The organism is Saccharopolyspora gloriosae (assembly GCF_022828475.1).
GTDB classification, from domain to species: Bacteria; Actinomycetota; Actinomycetes; order Mycobacteriales; family Pseudonocardiaceae; genus Saccharopolyspora_C; species Saccharopolyspora_C gloriosae_A.
In genome coordinates this window covers 151,459-171,141 of record NZ_CP059557.1, presented here as the reverse complement: position 1 = coordinate 171,141, position 19,683 = coordinate 151,459, and the positions used below count along the sequence as shown (strand labels likewise).

The following is a 19,683-nucleotide window of genomic DNA, read 5'->3' as shown; positions in this document are numbered from 1 at the left end:
GCCGCAAGGCACGGGCTTCGGCCGCGCGGAGTCGGCTGCTCCGTTGATGAGGCAGTGCTCAGAAGTGCTGCGGAAGTTCTTGTGCTGCAACGGGTTCTGTTCAGTTGAGCAGGGTTGTGGTGAGTTCGGTGAGTCGGGTCGCGGCGGAATTCCAGTCGGTTCCCGCTGGGTGCAGGGTGCAGAGCGCCACGATCAGCAGGTGGCCGTCGCGGCGTACCAGGCCGGTGGTGTGCATTGCGGGACGGTCCAGGTCGACTCGATCGTCCGGGATCTTCCGGCGGGGACTCGCGGGGTCGGGCGGGGCGGGGTCGTTGGGGCCGGGGCCGAAACCGGACCAGCCCTGCTTCACCGCTTCCGGGGACTGAGCCACCGAAGGAATGCCGAAGGACTGATCAAAACCGTCGGCGCCGAACTGCGTCCAGCGGCGCAGGTTTTCGAGCACGTACGCGCCGGGCTCCCCCGCCGCACGCAGGTGGCGATACATCTGGATCATGTCGGCGGCGGTGAGCACCACGTAGCCCCACATGTCCTGGTCGCGGGGTGGTTCGGTGTCGGTGAGGCCGATCTCGGCGACCATCCGGTGGATGATCTCCTTCCGGCCGCCGCGGTCCCAGAGCTCGCTCGCCGCGTCATCGTGGCTGGCGCGCAGCATCGGTTCGAGCAGCGCGCGGTCGGCATCGGAGGGCTCCCCGTGCCGCCGCAGGTGATCCAGTGCGATGAGCGGCTTCACCAGCGACGCGGAGCGGAAGCGGTGCCGCGAGTCGTGCCTTCGCAGCACCGCCGAAGTCTCCGCGTCCACAACGAGGTAGCCCGCGCGCTGATCGTCCGGTCCGTGCTCCGCCGCCATCACCGGTCCCCGTTCTCCGCTGCGATCGGGGCACCGTAGCAACGCGGCAGGCTCGTGATCGACCCTTTCAGCCCGCCAGGTGGAAGGACTTCGCCGCGCGGAGCAGGGTGTCGTTCTCGCCGGTGTCGCCGATCGTGATGCGCACGCCGGAACCGTCGAAGGCGCGCACCACGACGCGCTCCGCGAGGCAGTGCTCGCTGAACTCGAGGGCGCGGTCGCGCAGCGGCAGCCACACGAAGTTGGCCTGCGTCTCGGGCACCTCGAATCCGAGGGCGCGCAGCTCGTCCCGGACCCGCACCCGCTCGGTGGCGATCGCGGCGCAGCGCGCCCGCAGTTCGTCCTGCGCGTCGAGGGAGGCCAGCGCGGCGGCCTGACCGACGCCGTTGACGCTGAACGGGACGCTCACCTTGCGCAGCGCCTCCGTCACGTGAGCGGGGCCGATGGCGTAGCCGATGCGCAGGCCGGCGAGGCCGTAGGCCTTGGAGAAGGTGCGCAGCACGAGCACGTTGTCGTAGCGGGCGGCCAGTTCGACGCCGTCCGGGACGTCCGGGTCGGTGATGAACTCGTAGTAGGCCTCGTCCAGGACGACGAGCACGTCGGAGCGGACCGAGTCGAGGAACCGCTCCAGTTCCGCGCGGCGCACGGCGGGGCCGGTGGGGTTGTTCGGGCTGCACACGAAGACCAGCCGGGTGTTCGGGGTGATCGCAGCGGACATCGCGTCGAGGTCGAGCGCGTGCTCGGCGGTCAGCGGCACCGGGATCTGGGTGGCGCCGACGATGTGGCTCATGATCGGGTACGCCTCGAACGATCGCCACGGGTAGACGACGGCGTCCTCGGCGGTGCAGGTGATCTGCACGAGTTGTTCGCACAGCGCGACCGAGCCGCAGCCGACGGCGATCCGGGACGGGTCGACGTCGAGGCGAGCGGCCAGCGCGCCGGTGAGGCCGGTGACGCCGATGTCCGGGTAGCGGTGCACGTCGGCGGCCGCTCGCGCGATGGCCTCGGTGACGCTGGGCAGCGGACCTGCCGAGACTTCGTTGCTGGCGAGCTTCAACGATCCTGCGACGGTGCGTCCGGCGACGTAGGCGGGCAGCTGGTCGAGGTCGGCGCGGATGCGGACGGTCATGCACGGCTCCTTGGTTCGGGCGGCACCACCGCCTTTACCGCTGGAAGCACCGCCCGACCACTGTAGAACCGGCCAGGCGCCGCAACGCCGCTGGATCGAGCGGGGAGGCGCAGAATCCGTGGGGCCGAGACCGAGTTCCCGCCGTGGCCGGCCGGGCGCTCCCGACAAGCGGGGACACCCTGTGGACAACTTCACGATCCTTGTGGACAACTGGTTCCGGATTGGGGGCCTTCCCAGGTGAATGCCCCGGTGAATGCCCTCGTCGCCCGGTACGACCGGCCGAACGGGCCGCTCATCTCACCGGCCACACCGGGTGAAGGGCCTCCGTTGACCAGTGCGACCGGCCGAATGGGCCATCCACCAGCCCGGTGCCGGAGCGGTCGTTGAACGGTGCTCCGGTGCGCTGCCCGGTTCGGGCCGATCTTGCCGCCGGTAATCTCGCGCAGCGCCGATCGGGTGTAATACCGCACACATCAACGGCGGCGCGGCGGCGGTGTTCGCGCCGCCCGGCGCATGGCGCGCGGCACGCGCCGACTCGCCATGTCGAAGGCATTACCGCACGTTACGTGTCCGATGCAGGGCAGCTCGCCGATCACCTGGATGACCTTCCGGTGCTGCTGCGGGAGGTTCGTCGCGGTGACGACGGTGTGTCAACCGCACTCCGGCATCCGGTTGATCACGTTGACTGCTGTTCACCCATGCCTGGTTCCCTGAACGGCATGACCGAAACCCGGACCGAGACGCTCGCGCTCACGGACGGCACCGAGCTCCGGCTGACCGTCGCCGAGCCGGAGAACGTCGTGCGCGGCGGGCTGGTGGTGCTGCACGAGGCGCGCGGCGTCACCGACCGGGTGCGCTCCCTGGTCGGCGCCCTCGCCGACGAAGGCTGGCTGACCGTGGCTCCGCACCTCTACCACCGCGAAGGCACCGACGAGTTCTCCGACGAACACGCCGAAGAGCAGGTGCTCGACCAGGTGCAGCGACTATCGGGCGAGTCGATCCTGGCCGACTCCGACGCGTCGTTCGTCTGGCTCACCGATCAGGGCGTGCCGGGTGACCGCCAAGGTGTGATCGGATTCGACATCGGCGGGTCGGCCGCGCTGGTGGTGGCGGCAAGCCGGAGCCTGGGCGCCGCGGTGACCGTGGGCGGCGGCGGCATCCTGAGCCCGTTGTCCGAAGGCCTGCCCGCGCTGGTGGAGATCGCCGGTGAGCTGGCCGGACCGTGGCTGGGCATTTACGGCGAGCAGGACGCCCGCATCCCGGCGGACGAGGTGGACAAGCTGCGGGAGGCCGCGGCCACGGCTCGCGTGGCGACCGACGTGGTTCATTTCACCGGCAGCGAACACCGCTTCGACACCGACATCGACGCGGCGGTCGAAGCCTGGCAACGAGCTCGGAACTGGTTCGACACCCACCTGCGCTGAGCGCGCCCTGAACTTCTGAACTCCACGCAAGACCCAAGTTGCACACAGGCTGTGGATAAGTTGTCCACAGCCTGTGTGCAACCCGTGTTTGCGGTGCGCAAGGTGCCTTCGCTATGGCGTCGGGGCGGTGTCGTGAGTTAGGAAGCACTCATGACATCGAGCACCGACGCCGGTCAACCGCCCGAGCTCCTGTGGCAACCCTCCCCGGAACACGTGGCGGGCACGCGCATCGGCGAGTTCCGCGATTGGCTGCGTACCGAGCGCGGCCGGGACCTGCCGGACTACCGGGCGTTGTGGGACTGGTCGGTGTCGGACCTGACGGGGTTCTGGGGCGCCGTCGCGGACTTCTTCGACGTCACGTTCCACGAGCGTCCTGCTCAGGTACTCGAAGCCGAAGTCATGCCGGGTGCGCGGTGGTTTCCCGGCGCGACCTTGAACTACGCGGAGCACGCGCTGCGCGGCGGCCCGGGCAAGACCGACGACGACGTCGCGGTGGTGTTCGCCAGGGAGGACGGGCACGGCTCGGAGCTCACCTACGGCGAACTGCGCTCCCGAGTGGCCGCGATGCGCGCGGCGTTCGCGGAGTTGGGGGTGCAGCGCGGTGACCGGGTCGCGGCGCTGGCTCCGAACTGCCCGGAAACGCTGATCGCCTTCCTCGCCGCGGCGAGCCTCGGCGCCACCTGGTCGTCGTGTTCACCGGACTTCGGCGTGCGCGCGGTGGCCGACCGCTTCGTGCAGATCGAGCCGACGGTGCTGGTGGCCGTCGACGGCTACGTCTACGGCGGCCGCAGCTTCGACATCAGGTCCACTGTGGACGAATTGCGGGCGGAGCTGCCCGGCCTGGCTGGCACCGTGCTCATCGACTACGTCGACGCGGGACGGGCGGCGGGAACGCACGACTGGTCCGAGCTGCTGGAACGCCATCGCGGCGCCGAGCTCACCTTCGACCCGGTGCCGTTCGACCACCCGCTTTGGGTGCTGTACTCCTCCGGCACCACCGGATTGCCGAAGGGCATCGTGCACGGCCACGGCGGCATGGTGCTCGAACAGTTCAAGACGATCGGCCTGCACGCCGACCTCGGCCCCGGCGACACGTTCCTCTGGTTCACCACCACCGGCTGGATGATGTGGAACTTCCTGCTGGGCGGCCTGCTCACCGGAACCCGGCTGTTGCTGTTCGACGGCAGCCCAGGCCACCCGTCGCTGGACGCGCTGTGGGAACTGGCCGAACGCCACCGGGTCACCTACTTCGGCACCTCCGCGCCGTTCATCCAGAGCTGCCTGAAGAAGGAGCTGCGACCGGCCGACGCCCACGACCTCAGCGCCCTGCGCACCGTCGGTTCGACCGGTTCCCCGCTGAGCACCGACGGTTTCCGCTGGATCGCCGACGCGGTGGGCGTGGACGTGCAGATCGCCAGCGTCTCCGGCGGCACCGACCTGTGCACGGCCATCGTGGGCGCCGCACCGGACGTGCCGGTGTGGCTCGGCGAGATCTCCTGCCCGATGCTCGGAGCATCGGTGCGGTCCTACTCGGAGGACGGTGCGGAGCTGCACGGCGAGGTCGGCGAACTGGTCCTCACCAAGCCGATGCCGACGATGCCGGTGTTCTTCTGGAACGACCCCGACGGCTCCCGCCTGCGCGAGGCGTACTTCGACACCTACCCCGGGATCTGGCGCCACGGCGACTGGATCGAGGTCACCGATCGCGGCACCTTGGTGATCCACGGCCGCAGCGATTCGACCCTCAACCGCGGCGGCATCCGGATGGGCACCGCGGAGTTCTACCGCGTGGTGGAGGGCTTCGACGAGGTAGCGGATTCACTCGTGATCGACACCTCGGGCGCGGGCGGCGAAGGGGAGCTGCTGTGCTTCCTGGTGCTCGCCGAAGGCGCCCGGCTCGAAGACGTGGAACCGGAGTTGAAGAAGCGGCTGCGCGAGCAGCTCTCGCCGCGGCACGTGCCGAACCGGTTCCTGTTGGTCGACGAGGTCCCGCAGACGCTCAACGGCAAGAAGCTGGAAGTTCCGGTGAAGAAGATCCTCGGCGGCGCCGACCCGGAGCGGGCCGTGAGCCGCGACGCCCTCCGCAATCCGGCCGCACTGAACCCGTTCGTGCAGCTCGCGAGGGGTACGGACGGCTGATGTAGATCAACCCCCACCCCCTTTGTTCGGGCGAACACGAGCCGTGTAGTCTTTCCGCAGTGGCCGAGAGGACTACCGGGAGGCTTCGCCTAGTCTGGTCTATGGCGCCGCACTGCTAATGCGGTTGGGGGTCACGCCCCCTCCCGGGTTCAAATCCCGGAGCCTCCGCAGGGGTTCCCGCCCAGGCGGGGATCCACAACTGAACAAGCGCCCGTAGCTCAACGGATAGAGCATCTGACTACGGATCAGAAGGTTAGGGGTTCGAATCCCTTCGGGCGCACGTCTGGTCGAGACAGCTCGAAACCCCCTACTTAGTCGCAGGGGGTTTCTTGCTTTCCGGCCCCGCACTGAGCCGGTCCAGCGTGGCGGCATTCAAGGCCAAGAACCCGGACAAGTGGCGGTCGCTGAGCTCCGGCAGGCTCGGCCAGGACACGGCCAAGCGGCCCAAGAAACACCGCCTCGATGCTCGAGGTCCGGACCAAGCCCATCCGCAGCGCCGTGGCCCGATCTGACCGGGGCCGAACGAGTTCGCCGCCGGGAGACCGGCGGCCCCGTTTCGCACGGTCCTGGCCGTTGACCGATCAGCCACCGCGACGTCGGAGCCTCGCTCGCGGGTACGTGAGACGCACGGCGACGAGCGGGGTTGCCCGGCTATGGGGAGTGTCATTCGGGAGCATCCTCCCGGGTTCGCAGCCGTCTTCAGGTGAGACGAACCAATGAGGAGGACACCATGATCGCGAACATCCGTCGTGCCGCCGCCATCGCCGCCACCGTCGGCGCCGTGGCCGGGGCTTCCCTGCTGTCGGCCGGGTCCGCCTTGGCCAACCCGAGCGATGTCGCATGCGGCGCGGCTGACGTCAACGTCGCGGTGACCAAGGAGCAGGGTGGTGCTGCCGGGCACGAGGCGTTCCTGATCAGCTACACCGCCGCGAACCCGCAGACCAACTGCAAGCTGCAGGGCGCTCCGGGCGGCGTGGTGTTCACCGCCGCCGACGGCCCCATCTCCGACGTGTCGGTCGCGCCCGACGGCGGCGTGGCCGAGCCGGTCAACCTGACCGCCTCCAGCCCCGCCCACTCCTACCTCATCCAGGCCACCGGGGACGCGCCGCACGCCGCGGTGCCCGGCTCGGTCGAGCTCGACCTGCCCTCCCCGGCCGAGGGCCAGGACACCCGCGAGGTCGCGGCGTGGCCGGCGAACGAGCCGATCAAGGGCGACGTCCTGCAGGTCACGCCAGTCACCCAGGGCTGAGTCGCCAGGCAGGCCGGCCCGGCCCGCGAACGATCCCGATCGCGAGAAACCCCCGCCCGCCGGGGGTTTCTCGCTGTCCGGGGCGTTCGTCGGAGTCACGCCGCCGAGGTCGACGGGGTGACGATGTCGTCGGCCAGCGGGGCGATGGCGGCCAGGATCGCGTCCACTGTGGCCGGTGGTACGCCCGCTTCGGTCAACGATGCCGACAGGTGCACGACGACCCGGTCGAAGTGCGACCGCCGGATGCCGCGACCCTGGTGCACCTGCTTCATCCCGGCGCCCCGGTACGGTTCGGGGCCGCCGAGGGCGGCCGCGAAGAACTCCACCTGCCTGCCCTGCAACCGGGACATGTTGGTGCCGGTGAAGAACCCGGCGAGCTCCGGGTCTGCGAGGACCTTCTCGTAGAAGGCGGCGACGACCTGCTCCAGTGCCGGGGTGCCGCCGATCTCGTCGTAGATGCTCATGTGGCCGTCCTTCCTGCGGTGGGAGGGCTCCACTTCACCGCCTCGGCTTTGCCGCAGCGTGTGGCGGCCGTGAACGGGTCGCTAAGTTCCGCTCATCGCGCGGCCGGGCACGGCGAGAGCGGGTGGACTTCCCGGTGATTCATCAGGGCCGGGCGCGTTTCGTGCCGGTTTCATCGGATGCTGCGGCACGCGGGAATGCGGCGGCCAGATCGGGCGGTCCCGCGCGTGGCCTGAACTGAGCATGAATACGGACGGTTGCGGCCGAAAGTTGATTACTCACTGCTTCGGAATCGGCCGCCACCTGGCCGATCCGGCGCCGGTAACACCACTCCACCTGCATCCATGCGAATTCGGCCCAGCCACCTTGAGTGACGTCAAGACCGTTATCGGTTGGCCGGAAAAGTCCGAAGGATAGTGCGATAGGAAAGTCGGACTCAAAACGGTAACAGAGTGCAACCTTTCAGCCCCCTTCGGCGATCAAGGGAGGTGACAACTCGAAAGGGGTTGGGAGTGACCGTCACCAAGATCGCCGGGGCCGCCTTCAGCGCAGCGGCTCTGTGTTTCCTGACCGTGCTGCCCGGCGCCGCCCACGCATACGGGCAGCCGCTCACCAGCGGCCGACCACAACGACCCGCAGCGCCGAGCAGACCACCGGGGATGACGGCGTCGAGGACGGGCTCCTCCACGACGTGACAACGGGATTGAGCGGGCAGCCGACCGGCACCGCCCCCACGACCGGCACGCCCGCTCCCAGCACGCCCGCCACCGACGAGCGGGCCGCGCCCGGCGAAGGCGCCATCGAAGAGCGCTACTCCGCACTGCCGCGCGAAGTGAAGGACGCCATCGGCAACCCGCTCGGCGACGAAGAGGTCGAGAGCGACTCGCTGCGCTGGCGGGAGTACGAGCACGCCCGGTTCTACTGGACGCCGGACACCGGTGTGCACATCGTCTTCGGCGGCATCCTCGACAAGTTCGTCGAACTCGGCGGCCACGACGTCATCGGCGTGCCCACGATCGACGAGGCAGGCGACGGCAACGGCGCCCGTTACAACGAATTCGTCAGCGTGGACGGGAAGCAGACCGCCTCGGCGATCTACTTCACCGGCGCGACCGGCGCGCACCACCTGCGCGGACCGATCCTGGAGAAGTGGGCCGAACTCGGCGCGGGCGACGCCATCGGCTACCCCGCCACCGACACCGCGGCCACACCGGACGGGCTCGGCGCTTACAACCACTTCTCCCACCGCGACGGCGCCTCCATCTACCTGACCCGGGGCAACGAGACGCACGTCGTGCAGGGCGCCATCCGGGACAAGTGGGCGGATTCCGGGTGGGAGGCCGGGCCGCTGGGTTACCCGACCACCGACGAGCTCAGCACCGCCGACGGCAGCGGCAAGTACGCGCGCTTCGACGGGGACGGCGAGTTCGCCGCGGGCATCGTGTGGAGCCCGGAGACCGGCGCGCACTCCGTGCGGGGTGCGATCGGCGACAAGTACATCGAGTTCAGCGGGCCGAACGGGCTGCTGGGCCACCCGACCACCGACGAACTGTCCACTCCGGACGGACGTGGCCGGTACGCGCACTTCACCGGCACCGGCGGCGCGTCCATCTACTGGTCGCCGCAGACCGGGGCCGTCGAGGTCTACGGCGGTACTCGCGCTCGCTGGGCCGAACTCGGCTGGGAACGGTCCTACCTCGGCTATCCGGTGCGCGGCGAGCACGACGTGGCGTGGGGCCGCAGCACCGAATTCGAACTCGGCTACATCGACTGGCACCGTGCCACCGGACGCGTCTTCGACTTCCCGAAGCGCTGAGTTCCGGAGCCGAGCCGATTCAGGTGAATGTCCCTTTGACCGGGTGCGGGTTCTAGCGGTCCTTGCAACGCCTTGGATTTGAGGGGTTGTGGGGGTCGTGGTTGTTGCGGGGTTGAAGGCGTGGTTTTTCGAGGTGTTGGAGGGTGAAGGGGGCTGTATTGCGGGTGCTGCTCGGGTGGCCGGGGTGCGCCTGGCGGAGTGGGGTCCGCCAGGCGCACCTCTTCTCTTCTGCCACGGCACACCGTCGCGCCACCTAGGTTTCGGAGGTGCCATCCCGGGGCTGACTCCGATGGATGCGGCCGAACCGGTGAACGTGCCCTTTCCGGGCAACCCGCGGAACCCGCCGGGCGTGTTCCTCATCGACAGAATTCCTTGTGGGGCAAGAGAAAAGGGGATCGTCGTGAAGAACACGCGCTGGGGAATCATGCTGGCCGCTGCCGCCGTGCCGCTCGCGCTCGCCGGACCCGCGACCGCCGTCGCGGCGCCGGCTCCCGTCGGGCAGGCCGAGCAGCAGGCGTTCACTCCGATCGAGGAGCGCTACTGGAACGACGCCGACCTGCAGCAGCTGCTGGGCCAGCCGGTCGACTCCGAGCAGGTCGACGGACAAGTCACCTACCAGGCGTTCCAGTACGGCTGGCTGTTCCACGCCGAAGGCGTCGGAGTCACCGAGATCCACGGCGACATCGCCGCCCGCTACAACGACAGCGGCGGCTACGCCACGCTCGGCGCCGCCACCGCCGACGAGACGGGAGCGCCGGACGGCGTGGGCCGCTACAACCACTTCACCGGCGGCGACGCGACCGGTGCGGCCTCTATCTACTGGACGCCGGACACCGGGGCGCAAGGCGTGTGGGGGCCGGTGCGCGAATTCTGGGAGTCGAAGGGCTGGGAGCTCGGCTACCTCGGCTACCCCACGAAGACCACCTCCGCCACCGCCGACGAAGCCGGGCGGTACAACCACTTCGTCGGGCCGGACGGGGCGGGCGCCTCGGTGTACTGGTCCGAGGAGACCGGCGCGCACTCGGTGCAGGGCGAGATCCGCAACGTCTGGGCGGCGCAAGGCTGGGAAACCGGAGTTCTCGGCTACCCGACGACCGATGAGCAGGTCGCCGCCGACGAAGTGGGCCGCAGCAACGAGTTCACCGGTACGAGCACCCCGCCCGGCGCCGCCTACTGGCACCCCGACAGCGGGGCGCACTGGCTGACCGGGGCGATCCTGACGCACTGGGACGAGCTCGGCCGGGAGAGCTCCTACCTCGGTTACCCGACGTCCGAACCGTACGAAGTGGACGGTGGTCAGCGGGTCGACTTCCAGGGCGGCTACGCGGTGCTCACCGCGGAGAACGGTGCGGTCGAGGACTTCCCGTGGTGAACCGAATTCGCGAGTGAGGACTCCAGCGGGCCGCTCCGTGCGAGCGGCCCGCTGGACTCAGATTCCGGCGGCCAGTTCGCCGAGCAGGTCCGCGAATTCCGCCGGGCGGTGGAAGTACCCGACGTGGCTGGAATCGATCGACCGCACGTCGAACCGGACGTCGGCCAGCTCGTCCGCTTCTTTGATCATGCGGTCCTGCTCGGCGAGCCGGATCGCCTCGTCCCCGGTGAACCGCACGAAGGTGCGCGGAACCCGGCCCCAGCGGGCCGCGGTGGCGAACCTGGGCTCCGCGGCGATGGCGAAGTTCGCGTCCGGCTCCATGACGTCCAGCAGGGCGCGGAACTCGTCGTCGGTCCCATCCGCCATGATCGCGGCCTTCGCCGTCCGGAACAGGTCCGGATCCGAGCTGCGCAGGTTGATCCGGATCACGCCGAGATCGGCCGGATCGCCGACCACCGGCCACGAAATCCGGTCGAACAGGTTCCCCTCACGTTCCGGTCGGCTCACGTACTCGCCGACCGTGTCCGAACCGACCGCGCACCAGGCGGACAGATACACCAGCCGGTCGACCAGCTCCGGTGCGCGTTCGGCGACCGCGGTGATCGGGAGGCCGCCCGCGCTGGTCCCGGCGAGCAGCACCGGACCGTGCTCGGCGACGCGCCGGACCAGCTCCTCCACGTGGTCGGCGTAGTCGCTGAGGCCGACACCGGCCAACGCGGACGGTGCGGTGGCGAACTCGTCGAGGTCCTGCGGGGACCGGTAGAAGCCGGCCGGGTGGTGCGCGTTCAACCCGTGGCCGGGCAGGTCCGGCGCCAGGCTGCGGTGGCCGCGCAGCGCCAGTTCGCGTTGCAGCGGTCCCCAGACCGCTGCGGTGCTCGCGGCGCCGTGGATCAGGACGATCGTGGGTGCCTGAGTTGCTGACATGGAAGCCTCATTCCCGGCCGCGGCGGCGAACAACGGCAGCGCGGCGAGTCATCGGAACATCTTCGGCTGCCGGATTCCGGCGAGCAGCGGGCGGAGAAGCCCGTGCAGAATGATCTTCCGGTCGTCGTCCTGTCAGCGGCGAGGCCGCTGAGGTTCCGGTACCCGGACACCTGCGCAGATCATTCTGGAAGTTCTGCTTCGTCAGCGGATCATGCTCTTCAGATTACGGCGCTGTGCAAGCGAATATCGATTCGCGGCGGTGGCCCGCTCGCGCGGATCGGGCGGCGCGCGTGGTGGGCGTGCAGTGCGAGCATCGTCGCCAGCCGGTGGCAGACCCAGTCCTCCGTGCGCAGGCGGTGCTTTCCGACGTGTTCCGGCTCGTCGTCGCTCGGCCAGACGATCTCCTCATCCGGCACGGCCCGGAGCGGCGCCGCCGCGGCCATCGGAGCAAGCGCAGGGCGGGGCGGCGTCACCTCGGTCCGGGTCGCGGTGGCCCGGGTCGTCAGAGATGCGCGGAGCCGGTCCACCGTGACCGTCCCCGACCCCGCGTGCGCGTGTTCACCTGCGCCGCTGCGCAGCGGGAACAGCATGACCGCCACGATCAGCAGCGCCATCCCGGCCGCGATCGCACCGAACTGCTCGATCATGCTCGTTCCCTCGCATCCCGCAGCGCCTTGGCCCTGACCAGGCAATCCGCGCAGGTCTCGGCGAACCAGTCGCAGTCGGAGGGTTCGGTGACCGTCAGCCGCAGCCCGCACAACGCTTCGCGCAACTGCCCCGGATAGGGACGTTGCTCCGGAGACAAGGCGTGCCGCTCGCCCTTCGCCGGGCGCCAGTACGCGACCGGACCGGCTGACCTGATGAACACCGCGAACCTCCTCGTTCTCGGCCGCGGGCGCCGATGCGCGGCACGGAACCGGCCGGTCGAAATCCGGGATATTCCAGCCGCCGCATCGTTCGCGCACCACGACCAACATCGGAAACGAAACCGTGCATCTGAACGATAAAGAGAGTCCCCATCAGAAGGAACTACCCATTCGGATGATCTTGATTGCCTTCGGCTCTCCGCACTGGAACAACTGGTAGTGATCACAACAATTCGCCCGAAAGGCCGCCGATGAGCATCACCGGCCCGCCCGTCGCCCGGCTACAACTGGGCCGACTACTGCGGGACATGCGCGAGAGCTGCGGAAAGACCCAGGAACAGGCCGCGATCGCCCTGGAATGCACCAAACCGAAAATCAGCAAGATCGAGACGGGCAAGGCCACCATCGGGCCGGGAGATGTCCGACTTCTCATCGACTGCTACGGGGTGGCGGGCGACTCCGCCGACACCGTTCTGCAACTCGCCCGCCAAGCGCGAAAACGGAATCACATTCGCGTTCCGGATTGGGCGCAACGATTCGTCGCGATGGAAAGCATCGCCGCGACGATCTCGACGTACGAGTCGGAACTCGTGCCCGCGTTGTTCCGCACCCCGGAGTACACGAAGGCCGCCGGGCTCGCCGCCGATCCCCGCCGGGACGCCGACGAACTCGAACGGCTCGCCACCATCAACGCCGACCGCCAGCAGGTGCTCACCGGGGACCAGCCGCCGATGCTCGACGTGGTGCTCAACGAAGCCGTGCTGCGCCGCCACGTCGGCGGCTCCGCCGTGATGCACAAGCAGCTCGCGCACCTGCGCGACCTCACCGAACGGCCGAACATCACGGTGCGGGTGCTGCCGTTCGGCACCGGCGCGCACGCCGCGATGGGAACCGCGTTCCAGCTGCTGCGCTTCGAACAGCCCACTCCCGGTTCGCTGGTGTACATCGAGAACCTGATCAACGCCGACTACCTCGACGGCCCCGCTCAGACCGACTGGTACGACGCCGCGTTCACCCGGCTCGGCGCGGCCGCGCTGAGTCCCGCCGACACCGCGACCTTCCTCGACGAATCGCTCTGACCCCCGGCGAGAAGACCGGTTCCACGGGCGGCAACCGGAGCCGGGCCTGACACGTGCGCAAGAATGACCCCGCGCGGCGGGGAAGATCTTCTTGAGGACGGTGTCGTGGAGCCCAGCAGCCCGATCCGCTCGGACGGTGCACCCGGCGAAAGACCGAAGGCGCCACCGAGCCGTCCGCTCGACGCGCTGACCGCCCACGCGGCACGCCGCGCCCGGTGGATCGCGCACGCGGTGGCGCTGCTGCTCGGCGTCGCCGGGCTCGGCTGCGCGCTCGCGCTGCCGTTCGCGCCGGTGTGGGCGGATCGCACGGAGGTGAGCTGGCCCGCCGCCGATGAGCCCGCCGTGTCCACCACCGCACTGCTCACCCCGTACCGGCCCGCCGAGTTCACCGCCACGATCCCGTGCACCGCGCTGCGGGCCGCGCTGGATCGGCCCGATCCGACGATGGTGCTCACGACGGTCCCGCCCGGTAGCGACCGGGACGGCCTGGCGCTGAGCGCCGAGGGCGGCACCCCCAAGCTGATCATGGGCGAACGGGACGTGCCGCTGCCGCCGCTGCCCGCGAACTGCGGCCTCACCGTGCGGGCCGACGCGGAGCGCTCCACGGTCACCGTCGGGAACCTGCCCCCGATCGCGCTGCCCGGTGTGCCCGCGCCGGAGATCCTCACGTTCAGCACCGGGCTGGCGCCGGAGCAGGCCGCGGAGCTGTCCGTCACAGCCCGCACCTACACCTGGTTCGAGACGGCCCCGACCGCGCTGAAGCTGTCCTTGACGGGGTTCGCGATCGTGCTGGCCGCCGCGTCGTTGCTGCTGCTGATCGCGCATACGCCACCGGCCTGGGCGGAAATCCGGCGAGCAGCGCTCGGTCGCATTCGCTTCAACCTCTCGCTATTACTGGCGCTTGATGTCGTGGTCGCGGCGACTTTGGCGTTGTGGCTGGTCATCGGGCCGATCAGCGATGACGACGGTTTCGCGATGCTGACCATCCGCAACCACGCGGCGACCGGCGACATCGGCAACTTCTACCGCTGGTTCAACGCCTCCGAAGCTCCGTTCACGCTGGTGCAGCACCTGATGCGCTGGGTGTCGGAGTACAGCCTGGCGCCTGCTTGGCTGCGGGTGCCGAGCATCGTCGCCGGATTCCTCACCTGGCTGGTGCTCAGCCACGGCATCGTCGCCCCGCTGTGCCGAGGGGCGCGGCGAGCGGGGGTGCACCTGCTGACCGCGGTGTTCTTCCTGGCGTGCTGGCTGCCGTTCGACCTCGGCATCCGGCCGGAGGCGTTCGTCGCGCTCGGCACCGCCGCCGTCCTCGCGTTGCTGCTGCGCGCGACCGCGCCCGGTGTGCGCGCACCGTTCGGCTACCTCGGCGGGGCCGCGCTGCTGACGGGACTCACCGTCGCGGTCACGCCCACCGGGATCGCGGCCGTGCTCATCGTGCTGATGTTCGTGCCGCGCATCTGGCGGCTGCTGATGCTGCGGGGTGAGCTGCCGCGCTGGATGGCGGTGCCGACGCGCGCCGTGCTGCTGTGCTGCCTCGGTTCGGTCGGCGTGGTCGCGATGTTCGCCGACTCCGCCTGGACCGGGTTCACCCAGGCCACCGCCATCCACAACGAATTCGGGCCGAATCTCGGCTGGTACGAGGAGATCGAGCGCTACTCCTCGCTGCTGGGAACCAGCACGTGGGGCACGGCGAGCAAGCGGCTCGCGGTGCTGCTGACGATCGCGGCGATGCTGCTCGCCGCGGCCGGAGTGCTGCGGCGGCTGCACCGCGCGGCGCGGCTGCCGGAGCTGCCGCTGCTGATCGGCTCGGTGCTGGCGGTGTTCGCGACGCTGTGGCTGACGCCGTCGAAGTGGACGCACCACTTCGGCGCGCTCGCCGGAGTGGCGCCCGCGCTGCTGGCGGTGACGGTGGTGCTGCTGGCTCGGGTCGGGGCGTTGCCGAACGCACGGCGGGAGGCCCGGCAGCTCGGCGCCGCCGGTGCGGTGGCCGGGGCAGGCGCGGCGGCGTTGGCGTTCCAGGGGCCGAACTCCTGGTGGCAGTACTCGGACTTCGGGGTGCCGTGGTCGGACACGGCGACGCGCCCGCTGGACCTGCCGCTGGACGGTCCGCTGCCGTGGCTGCTGGCGGCCGCCCTGATCGGTGTCCTCGCGTTCGGGCTGGTGCGGCTGCGGGTGCTGGCGGGCGCGTGGACGGTGCCCGCGACGGCGCTGTTCACGACGTCCGCGCTGGTGATGGTCGCGGTGCTGATCGGCTCGTTCCTGCAGGCTCCCGCGCAGGCCGGCGCGTTCTCGGTGGGCCGCTCCAGCTGGGACAGCGTGCGGGCGCGCAGCTGCGGCATCGAGAACGAGGTGGAGACGCTGCCGCTGGCCGAGGACGGCACGCTCCGGATCACCGAAGGCCCGCTGGACGACACCGACGCCGCGGAAGAACCTGCCGCGAAACGGGAGCCCGCCGGTTTCGTCGCCAACCAGGGCCGTCCCGGCCGGCCCCCGCAGGAACCTCTGCTGCACCGCCCCCCGGACGAGCTGGCGATGCGCCCCACCGATGCCGAGGCCGAGCCGACGGACGCGAGCCCGCTGATGTGGGACAGCCTCGCCGACGGCCCGCGCACCACCGGCGAAGTCACCACCGGCTGGTTCGAGCTGCCCGCGCTGCGCTCCGGCCAGGAACTGTCGGTGTGGGTCGCCGGGCGCCCCGAACAGGGCAACGACCTGCGCTTGGAGTTCGGCCAGGACACCGCGGACCCCGCGGCCGCCGATCAGGTCCGCGCGCTGGGCTCCCGCGAACTGCGCGATCCACCGCCGCGCCAGCTGCCGTTCGACGACCCGCGGATGGGCCGCGCCGCCGACTGGCGCGACTTCCGCCCCTGGCGGCTGATCACCGTCGACGCGGCCGAACTGCCCGCGGGCGCCGACCGGGTGCGGTTGCGCGCCACCGACGCCACCACCGATGAGCAGGGCTGGCTGGCGTTCGGCGGACCGGCGGTGCGCGATGTGGTGCCGCTGCGCGACGTGCTCGACGGCGGCGTCCCGGCGCTGGTCGACTGGCCGATCAGCTTCCTTTTCCCCTGCTACACCGACTATCCGCGCGTGTCGCACGGCACCGCCGACAGTCCCGGCCTGTTCATCACCCCGCCCGGCGGCGAGAGCTCGATGGCGTTCGACCCGTCCTACGGCGGCGTGTTCACCGGGGTGCCGAGCCAATCCCGCCGGTGGGAGACCCCGAGCAGGTTGCGCGGCGATCCCGGCTTCACCTGGGGCCACGTGCTGTCGGTGAGCTACGACCTGGATCGCGACGTCTACGACCAGCACACCCGGCGGGTGCGCCAGGGCGGCGCGGACGGCGACGGCGAATACCCCTTCGAAGAGGGGAACCTGCATCCGTGAACACGCGGCGTCGCGGATCCCGCCGAACCGGTGAAACACCGCGCCTGAGCACCGAGTTCGCCGAGCCGACGCATAACGATCACACGAGCACGGTGCGAAAGTGCCCGCGAATGCGGAAAACTGGCCAGTCCGGGCACCCGTGGCGTTCCTCGCCCGGAAGGCCCACGCCGGATTCTCGGCGGCCGGGCAACCGTTCCGCCACGCTCGGCGTCCACCCAGCGCCAGCGGTGATGAGGGGGAGTCAGGTGGCCGAAACGATCAGCCAAGCACCGGTGCCGTCGCAACGGACCGAGGAGGCGGCGACGGGTTCGCTCATCTCCTACGTGCTGCCGGTGTTCAACGAGCAGGACGGCATCCGCCGATTCCACCGCGAACTGACCGCCGCCATCAACACCCGCCCGGACTTCGAGTACGAATTCGTCTACGTCAACGACGGTTCCGCCGACGATTCGCTGGCCATGCTGCGGAAACTCGCCGAGGCGGACCCGCGGGTGCGGGTGCTGGACTTCGCCCGCAACTTCGGTCACCAGATCGCCATCACCGCCGGTCTCGACCACGCCGAAGGCGACGCGGTGATCGTGATGGACACCGATCTGCAGGACCCGCCGAGCGTCAGCGTCGAGATGATCGACGCCTGGGCGAACGGAGCGGAGATCGTGTCCGCGCGGCGGCGCACCCGGCGCGACACCCGCTTCAAGCGGCTCACCGCGCACGCCTACTACCGCCTGCTGCACAACCTGGCCGAAGTGGACATTCCCGTTGATACCGGGGATTTCCGGCTGCTGGACCGCCGGGCCGCCGAAGAACTGCGCGGGTTCCGCGAACGCAGCAGGTTCATCCGCGGCATGGTCGCCTCGATGGGGTTCCAGCAGGCCGAGGTGCTGTTCGACCGGGAGGAACGGGCCGCGGGCGAGACGAAGTACCCGCTGCGCAAGATGGTGCGGCTCGCCGCCGACGGAGTCACCGGCTTCTCCACCGCGCCGCTGAAGCTGATCACCCGGATCGGGTTCCTCAGCCTCGCGCTGGCCGCGCTGGGCATCCTCTACGCCGTGGCGATGCGGGTGTTCCTGCCGCAGGTCACCGTGTCCGGCTGGACCATGCTCATGGTGGTGATGCTGTTCCTCGGCGGTGTGCAGATGCTCTCGCTCGGCGTGATCGGCAGCTACGTCGGACGCATCTACGACGAGGTGCGGCAACGCCCGCTCTACATCGTGCGCAAGGTGTTCCGGCATGACCAGGGCTGATCCGCGCCCGTCCCGGATTCCGCGGCCCAGCAGGGCGCTGGTGCTCTACGGGATCATCGGGATCAGCGGCGTCACCCTCGACTACCTGGTGTTCCTGCTGCTGTTCAACACCGTCGGCCTGCACGAGCAGCTCGCGAACGCGATCAGCACCAGCGTCGGCATCGCCAACAACTTCGCGCTCAACGCCTGGTTGAACTTCCGCACCTCCGACCGCCTGCTGGTCCGCTTCGTCCGGTTCTACAGCGTCGGGCTCGCCGGGATGGCGTTGACGTTCCTGCTGCTGCAACTGGGTTCCGGAGTGCTCGAGATCAACCCGAACCTGGTGAAGGCCGCCGCGATCCCGCTGGTCGTGGTGCTGCAATACCTGATCAACAAGAGATGGAGTTTCGGATGAAGCTGGGTGTCGTCGGTGCCGGAGCCACCGGCCTGACGGCCGCGTTCGACGCGGTCAAAGCCGGTCACGACGTCACCGTGCTGGAGGCCTCGGCCGAGCTCGGCGGCCTCGCGGCCTCCATCGAGGTCGGCGGTACCCCGCTGGAGCGCTTCTACCACCACAGCTTCAAGACGGACCGGGCGATCATCGACCTGATCACCGAACTCGGGCTCGCCGACAAGCTGCGGTTCCACTCCCCCACGACCGGCGTGTACCTGGGCGGCGAGCTGCATCCGTTCGGGACTCCGGTGGAGATGCTGAAGTTCCCGAAGTTCTCGATGCTCGACCGGCTGCGGTTCGGCGCGAGTTCCGCCGCGCTCAAAGCGGTCCGCGACGGCGCCCGCTTCGGCTCGGTGCGCGCCCTGGACTGGATGCGCCGGTGGGCCGGGCCGCGCGTCACCGCGACCATCTGGGAACCGCTGCTCACCGGCAAGTTCGGTGACCGCGCCGAAGACGTCTCGATGGCGTGGCTGTGGGCGCGGATCCACTACCGCACGTTCGGGCTCGGCTACGTGCACGGCGGGTTCGAGCAGGTGTACCGGGCGCTGCTGGACGCGGTGACCGAACGCGGCGGCAGCGTCGAGTTCGGCAAGCCCGTCACCTCCATCCGCCAGCCGAACGCCGTGGAGGTCAAGACCGCCGACGGCACCGCCTACGAGTTCGACCGGCTCATCGTCACCGTGCCGCAGCCGGTGTTCGCGAAGGCGGCCGACATCGAGTCCGACGACGTGCTGTGGCGCAACCAGTACCTGGGTGCGACGTGCTTCGTGCTGGAGTGCGATCGCAGCGTCATCCCGTACTACTGGCTCAACATCAACGACGCGGACTTCCCGTTCCTCGCCGTCGTCGAGCACACCAACATGGTCGACCGCGCCGAGTACGGCGGGCGCCACGTCGTCTACGTCGGCAACTACGTACCGCGCGACGATTGGCGGTTCACCACCGACCCGGCGGAGCTGCTGGAGCGCTACATCCCGTGGCTGCGCAAGCTGAATCCGGACTTCGACGAGTCGTGGATCAAGGACTGGCACTTCTCGAAGGCCGGTTTCGCCCAGCCCGTGGTGACTCCCGAGTACCGGGCGCTGATCCCGGAGCACGCCACCTCGATGCCCGGCGTCACCCTCGCCACCATGTCCCAGATCTACCCCCAGGACCGCGGCCAGAGCTACGCCATCCAGATGGCCCACGACGTGGTCCGGCAGCTCGGCCTCGCCCAGAACCCTCCAGGATGAGCTGATCAGAACCGTACACGAATCTTGTGAGCGGCAAAGCCGCGAAGGGCGGCGAAGCAAGCCTGCCTCGCGGCGAAGCCGTG

The 19,683-nt window shown here is 69.6% G+C and carries 16 protein-coding genes and 2 tRNA genes; 12 read left to right on the top strand and 6 right to left on the bottom strand.

Annotated features, from left to right (window positions below):
* Window positions 1-100: 100 nt before the first annotated feature.
* Window positions 101-847: a hypothetical protein gene (locus H2Q94_RS00735; protein WP_243790908.1), complete on the bottom strand. Its 747-nt coding sequence runs from the start codon at window positions 845-847 to the stop codon at window positions 101-103.
* Between the two features lie 67 nt (window positions 848-914).
* Complete coding sequence (gene hisC, locus H2Q94_RS00730; RefSeq protein WP_243790906.1) at window positions 915-1,973, bottom strand: histidinol-phosphate transaminase; 1,059 nt, start codon at window positions 1,971-1,973, stop codon at window positions 915-917.
* Window positions 1,974-2,692: 719 nt separating this feature from the next.
* Here hisC and H2Q94_RS00725 point away from each other — a divergent pair.
* From H2Q94_RS00725 to H2Q94_RS00705, 5 genes are all read left to right on the top strand, one after another.
* The gene (locus H2Q94_RS00725) at window positions 2,693-3,397 is read left to right on the top strand and encodes a dienelactone hydrolase family protein (RefSeq protein ID WP_243790904.1); all 705 of its coding nucleotides are present in this window, start codon (window positions 2,693-2,695) and stop codon (window positions 3,395-3,397) included.
* A 150-nt stretch (window positions 3,398-3,547) separates the two neighbouring features.
* Window positions 3,548-5,536 carry an acetoacetate--CoA ligase gene (locus H2Q94_RS00720; RefSeq protein ID WP_243790902.1) on the top strand — a complete coding sequence of 663 codons (1,989 nt, stop codon included), beginning with the start codon at window positions 3,548-3,550 and terminating at the stop codon, window positions 5,534-5,536.
* Window positions 5,537-5,614: 78 nt separating this feature from the next.
* Window positions 5,615-5,704 (top strand) — tRNA-Ser (locus H2Q94_RS00715).
* A 39-nt stretch (window positions 5,705-5,743) separates the two neighbouring features.
* A tRNA-Arg gene (locus tag H2Q94_RS00710) sits at window positions 5,744-5,816 on the top strand.
* Window positions 5,817-6,266: 450 nt separating this feature from the next.
* Window positions 6,267-6,785 carry a DUF4232 domain-containing protein gene (locus tag H2Q94_RS00705; RefSeq protein ID WP_243790900.1) on the top strand — a complete coding sequence of 173 codons (519 nt, stop codon included), beginning with the start codon at window positions 6,267-6,269 and terminating at the stop codon, window positions 6,783-6,785.
* 95 nt (window positions 6,786-6,880) lie between these two features.
* Here H2Q94_RS00705 and H2Q94_RS00700 read toward each other — a convergent pair whose 3' ends face one another.
* Window positions 6,881-7,249: a group I truncated hemoglobin gene (locus H2Q94_RS00700; protein WP_243790898.1), complete on the bottom strand. Its 369-nt coding sequence runs from the start codon at window positions 7,247-7,249 to the stop codon at window positions 6,881-6,883.
* 689 nt (window positions 7,250-7,938) lie between these two features.
* Here H2Q94_RS00700 and H2Q94_RS00695 point away from each other — a divergent pair.
* Together H2Q94_RS00695 and H2Q94_RS00690 are read left to right on the top strand one after the other, a co-directional pair.
* Window positions 7,939-9,063 (top strand): LGFP repeat-containing protein, encoded by a 1,125-nt coding sequence (locus H2Q94_RS00695; protein WP_243790896.1) that lies wholly within the window; start codon window positions 7,939-7,941, stop codon window positions 9,061-9,063.
* Window positions 9,064-9,463: 400 nt separating this feature from the next.
* Entirely contained in the window at window positions 9,464-10,435 is a 972-nt protein-coding gene (locus H2Q94_RS00690; protein WP_243790894.1) for an LGFP repeat-containing protein, read from the top strand.
* 57 nt (window positions 10,436-10,492) lie between these two features.
* Here the strand turns inward: H2Q94_RS00690 and H2Q94_RS00685 are convergent, their stop codons facing one another.
* From H2Q94_RS00685 to H2Q94_RS00675, 3 genes are all read right to left on the bottom strand, one after another.
* Window positions 10,493-11,359 carry an alpha/beta fold hydrolase gene (locus tag H2Q94_RS00685; protein ID WP_243790891.1) on the bottom strand — a complete coding sequence of 289 codons (867 nt, stop codon included), beginning with the start codon at window positions 11,357-11,359 and terminating at the stop codon, window positions 10,493-10,495.
* 218 nt (window positions 11,360-11,577) lie between these two features.
* Window positions 11,578-12,006 (bottom strand): hypothetical protein, encoded by a 429-nt coding sequence (locus H2Q94_RS00680; protein WP_243790889.1) that lies wholly within the window; start codon window positions 12,004-12,006, stop codon window positions 11,578-11,580.
* Window positions 12,003-12,227 carry an HC3 family zinc finger protein gene (locus H2Q94_RS00675; protein WP_243790887.1) on the bottom strand — a complete coding sequence of 75 codons (225 nt, stop codon included), beginning with the start codon at window positions 12,225-12,227 and terminating at the stop codon, window positions 12,003-12,005. Before H2Q94_RS00675 ends, H2Q94_RS00680 begins: the two co-directional genes overlap by 4 nt.
* Before the next feature lie 249 nt (window positions 12,228-12,476).
* Here H2Q94_RS00675 and H2Q94_RS00670 point away from each other — a divergent pair, with 249 nt between their 5' ends.
* The 5 genes from H2Q94_RS00670 to H2Q94_RS00650 all read left to right on the top strand — a co-directional run bounded on the left by H2Q94_RS00670 (window position 12,477) and on the right by H2Q94_RS00650 (window position 19,600).
* Entirely contained in the window at window positions 12,477-13,304 is an 828-nt protein-coding gene (locus H2Q94_RS00670) for a helix-turn-helix domain-containing protein (protein WP_243790885.1), read from the top strand.
* Between the two features lie 105 nt (window positions 13,305-13,409).
* Window positions 13,410-16,691, top strand: a complete 3,282-nt coding sequence (locus H2Q94_RS00665) for an arabinosyltransferase domain-containing protein (protein WP_243790883.1) — start codon at window positions 13,410-13,412, stop codon at window positions 16,689-16,691.
* 245 nt (window positions 16,692-16,936) lie between these two features.
* Window positions 16,937-17,935, top strand: a complete 999-nt coding sequence (locus H2Q94_RS00660; RefSeq protein WP_243790881.1) for a glycosyltransferase family 2 protein — start codon at window positions 16,937-16,939, stop codon at window positions 17,933-17,935.
* Window positions 17,922-18,329, top strand: coding sequence for a GtrA family protein (locus tag H2Q94_RS00655; RefSeq protein ID WP_243790879.1), 408 nt, complete (start codon window positions 17,922-17,924; stop codon window positions 18,327-18,329). The genes H2Q94_RS00660 and H2Q94_RS00655 overlap by 14 nt, the downstream gene beginning before the upstream one ends.
* The gene (locus tag H2Q94_RS00650; RefSeq protein ID WP_243790877.1) at window positions 18,326-19,600 is read left to right on the top strand and encodes an NAD(P)/FAD-dependent oxidoreductase; all 1,275 of its coding nucleotides are present in this window, start codon (window positions 18,326-18,328) and stop codon (window positions 19,598-19,600) included. Before H2Q94_RS00655 ends, H2Q94_RS00650 begins: the two co-directional genes overlap by 4 nt.
* Window positions 19,601-19,683: the final 83 nt, after the last annotated feature.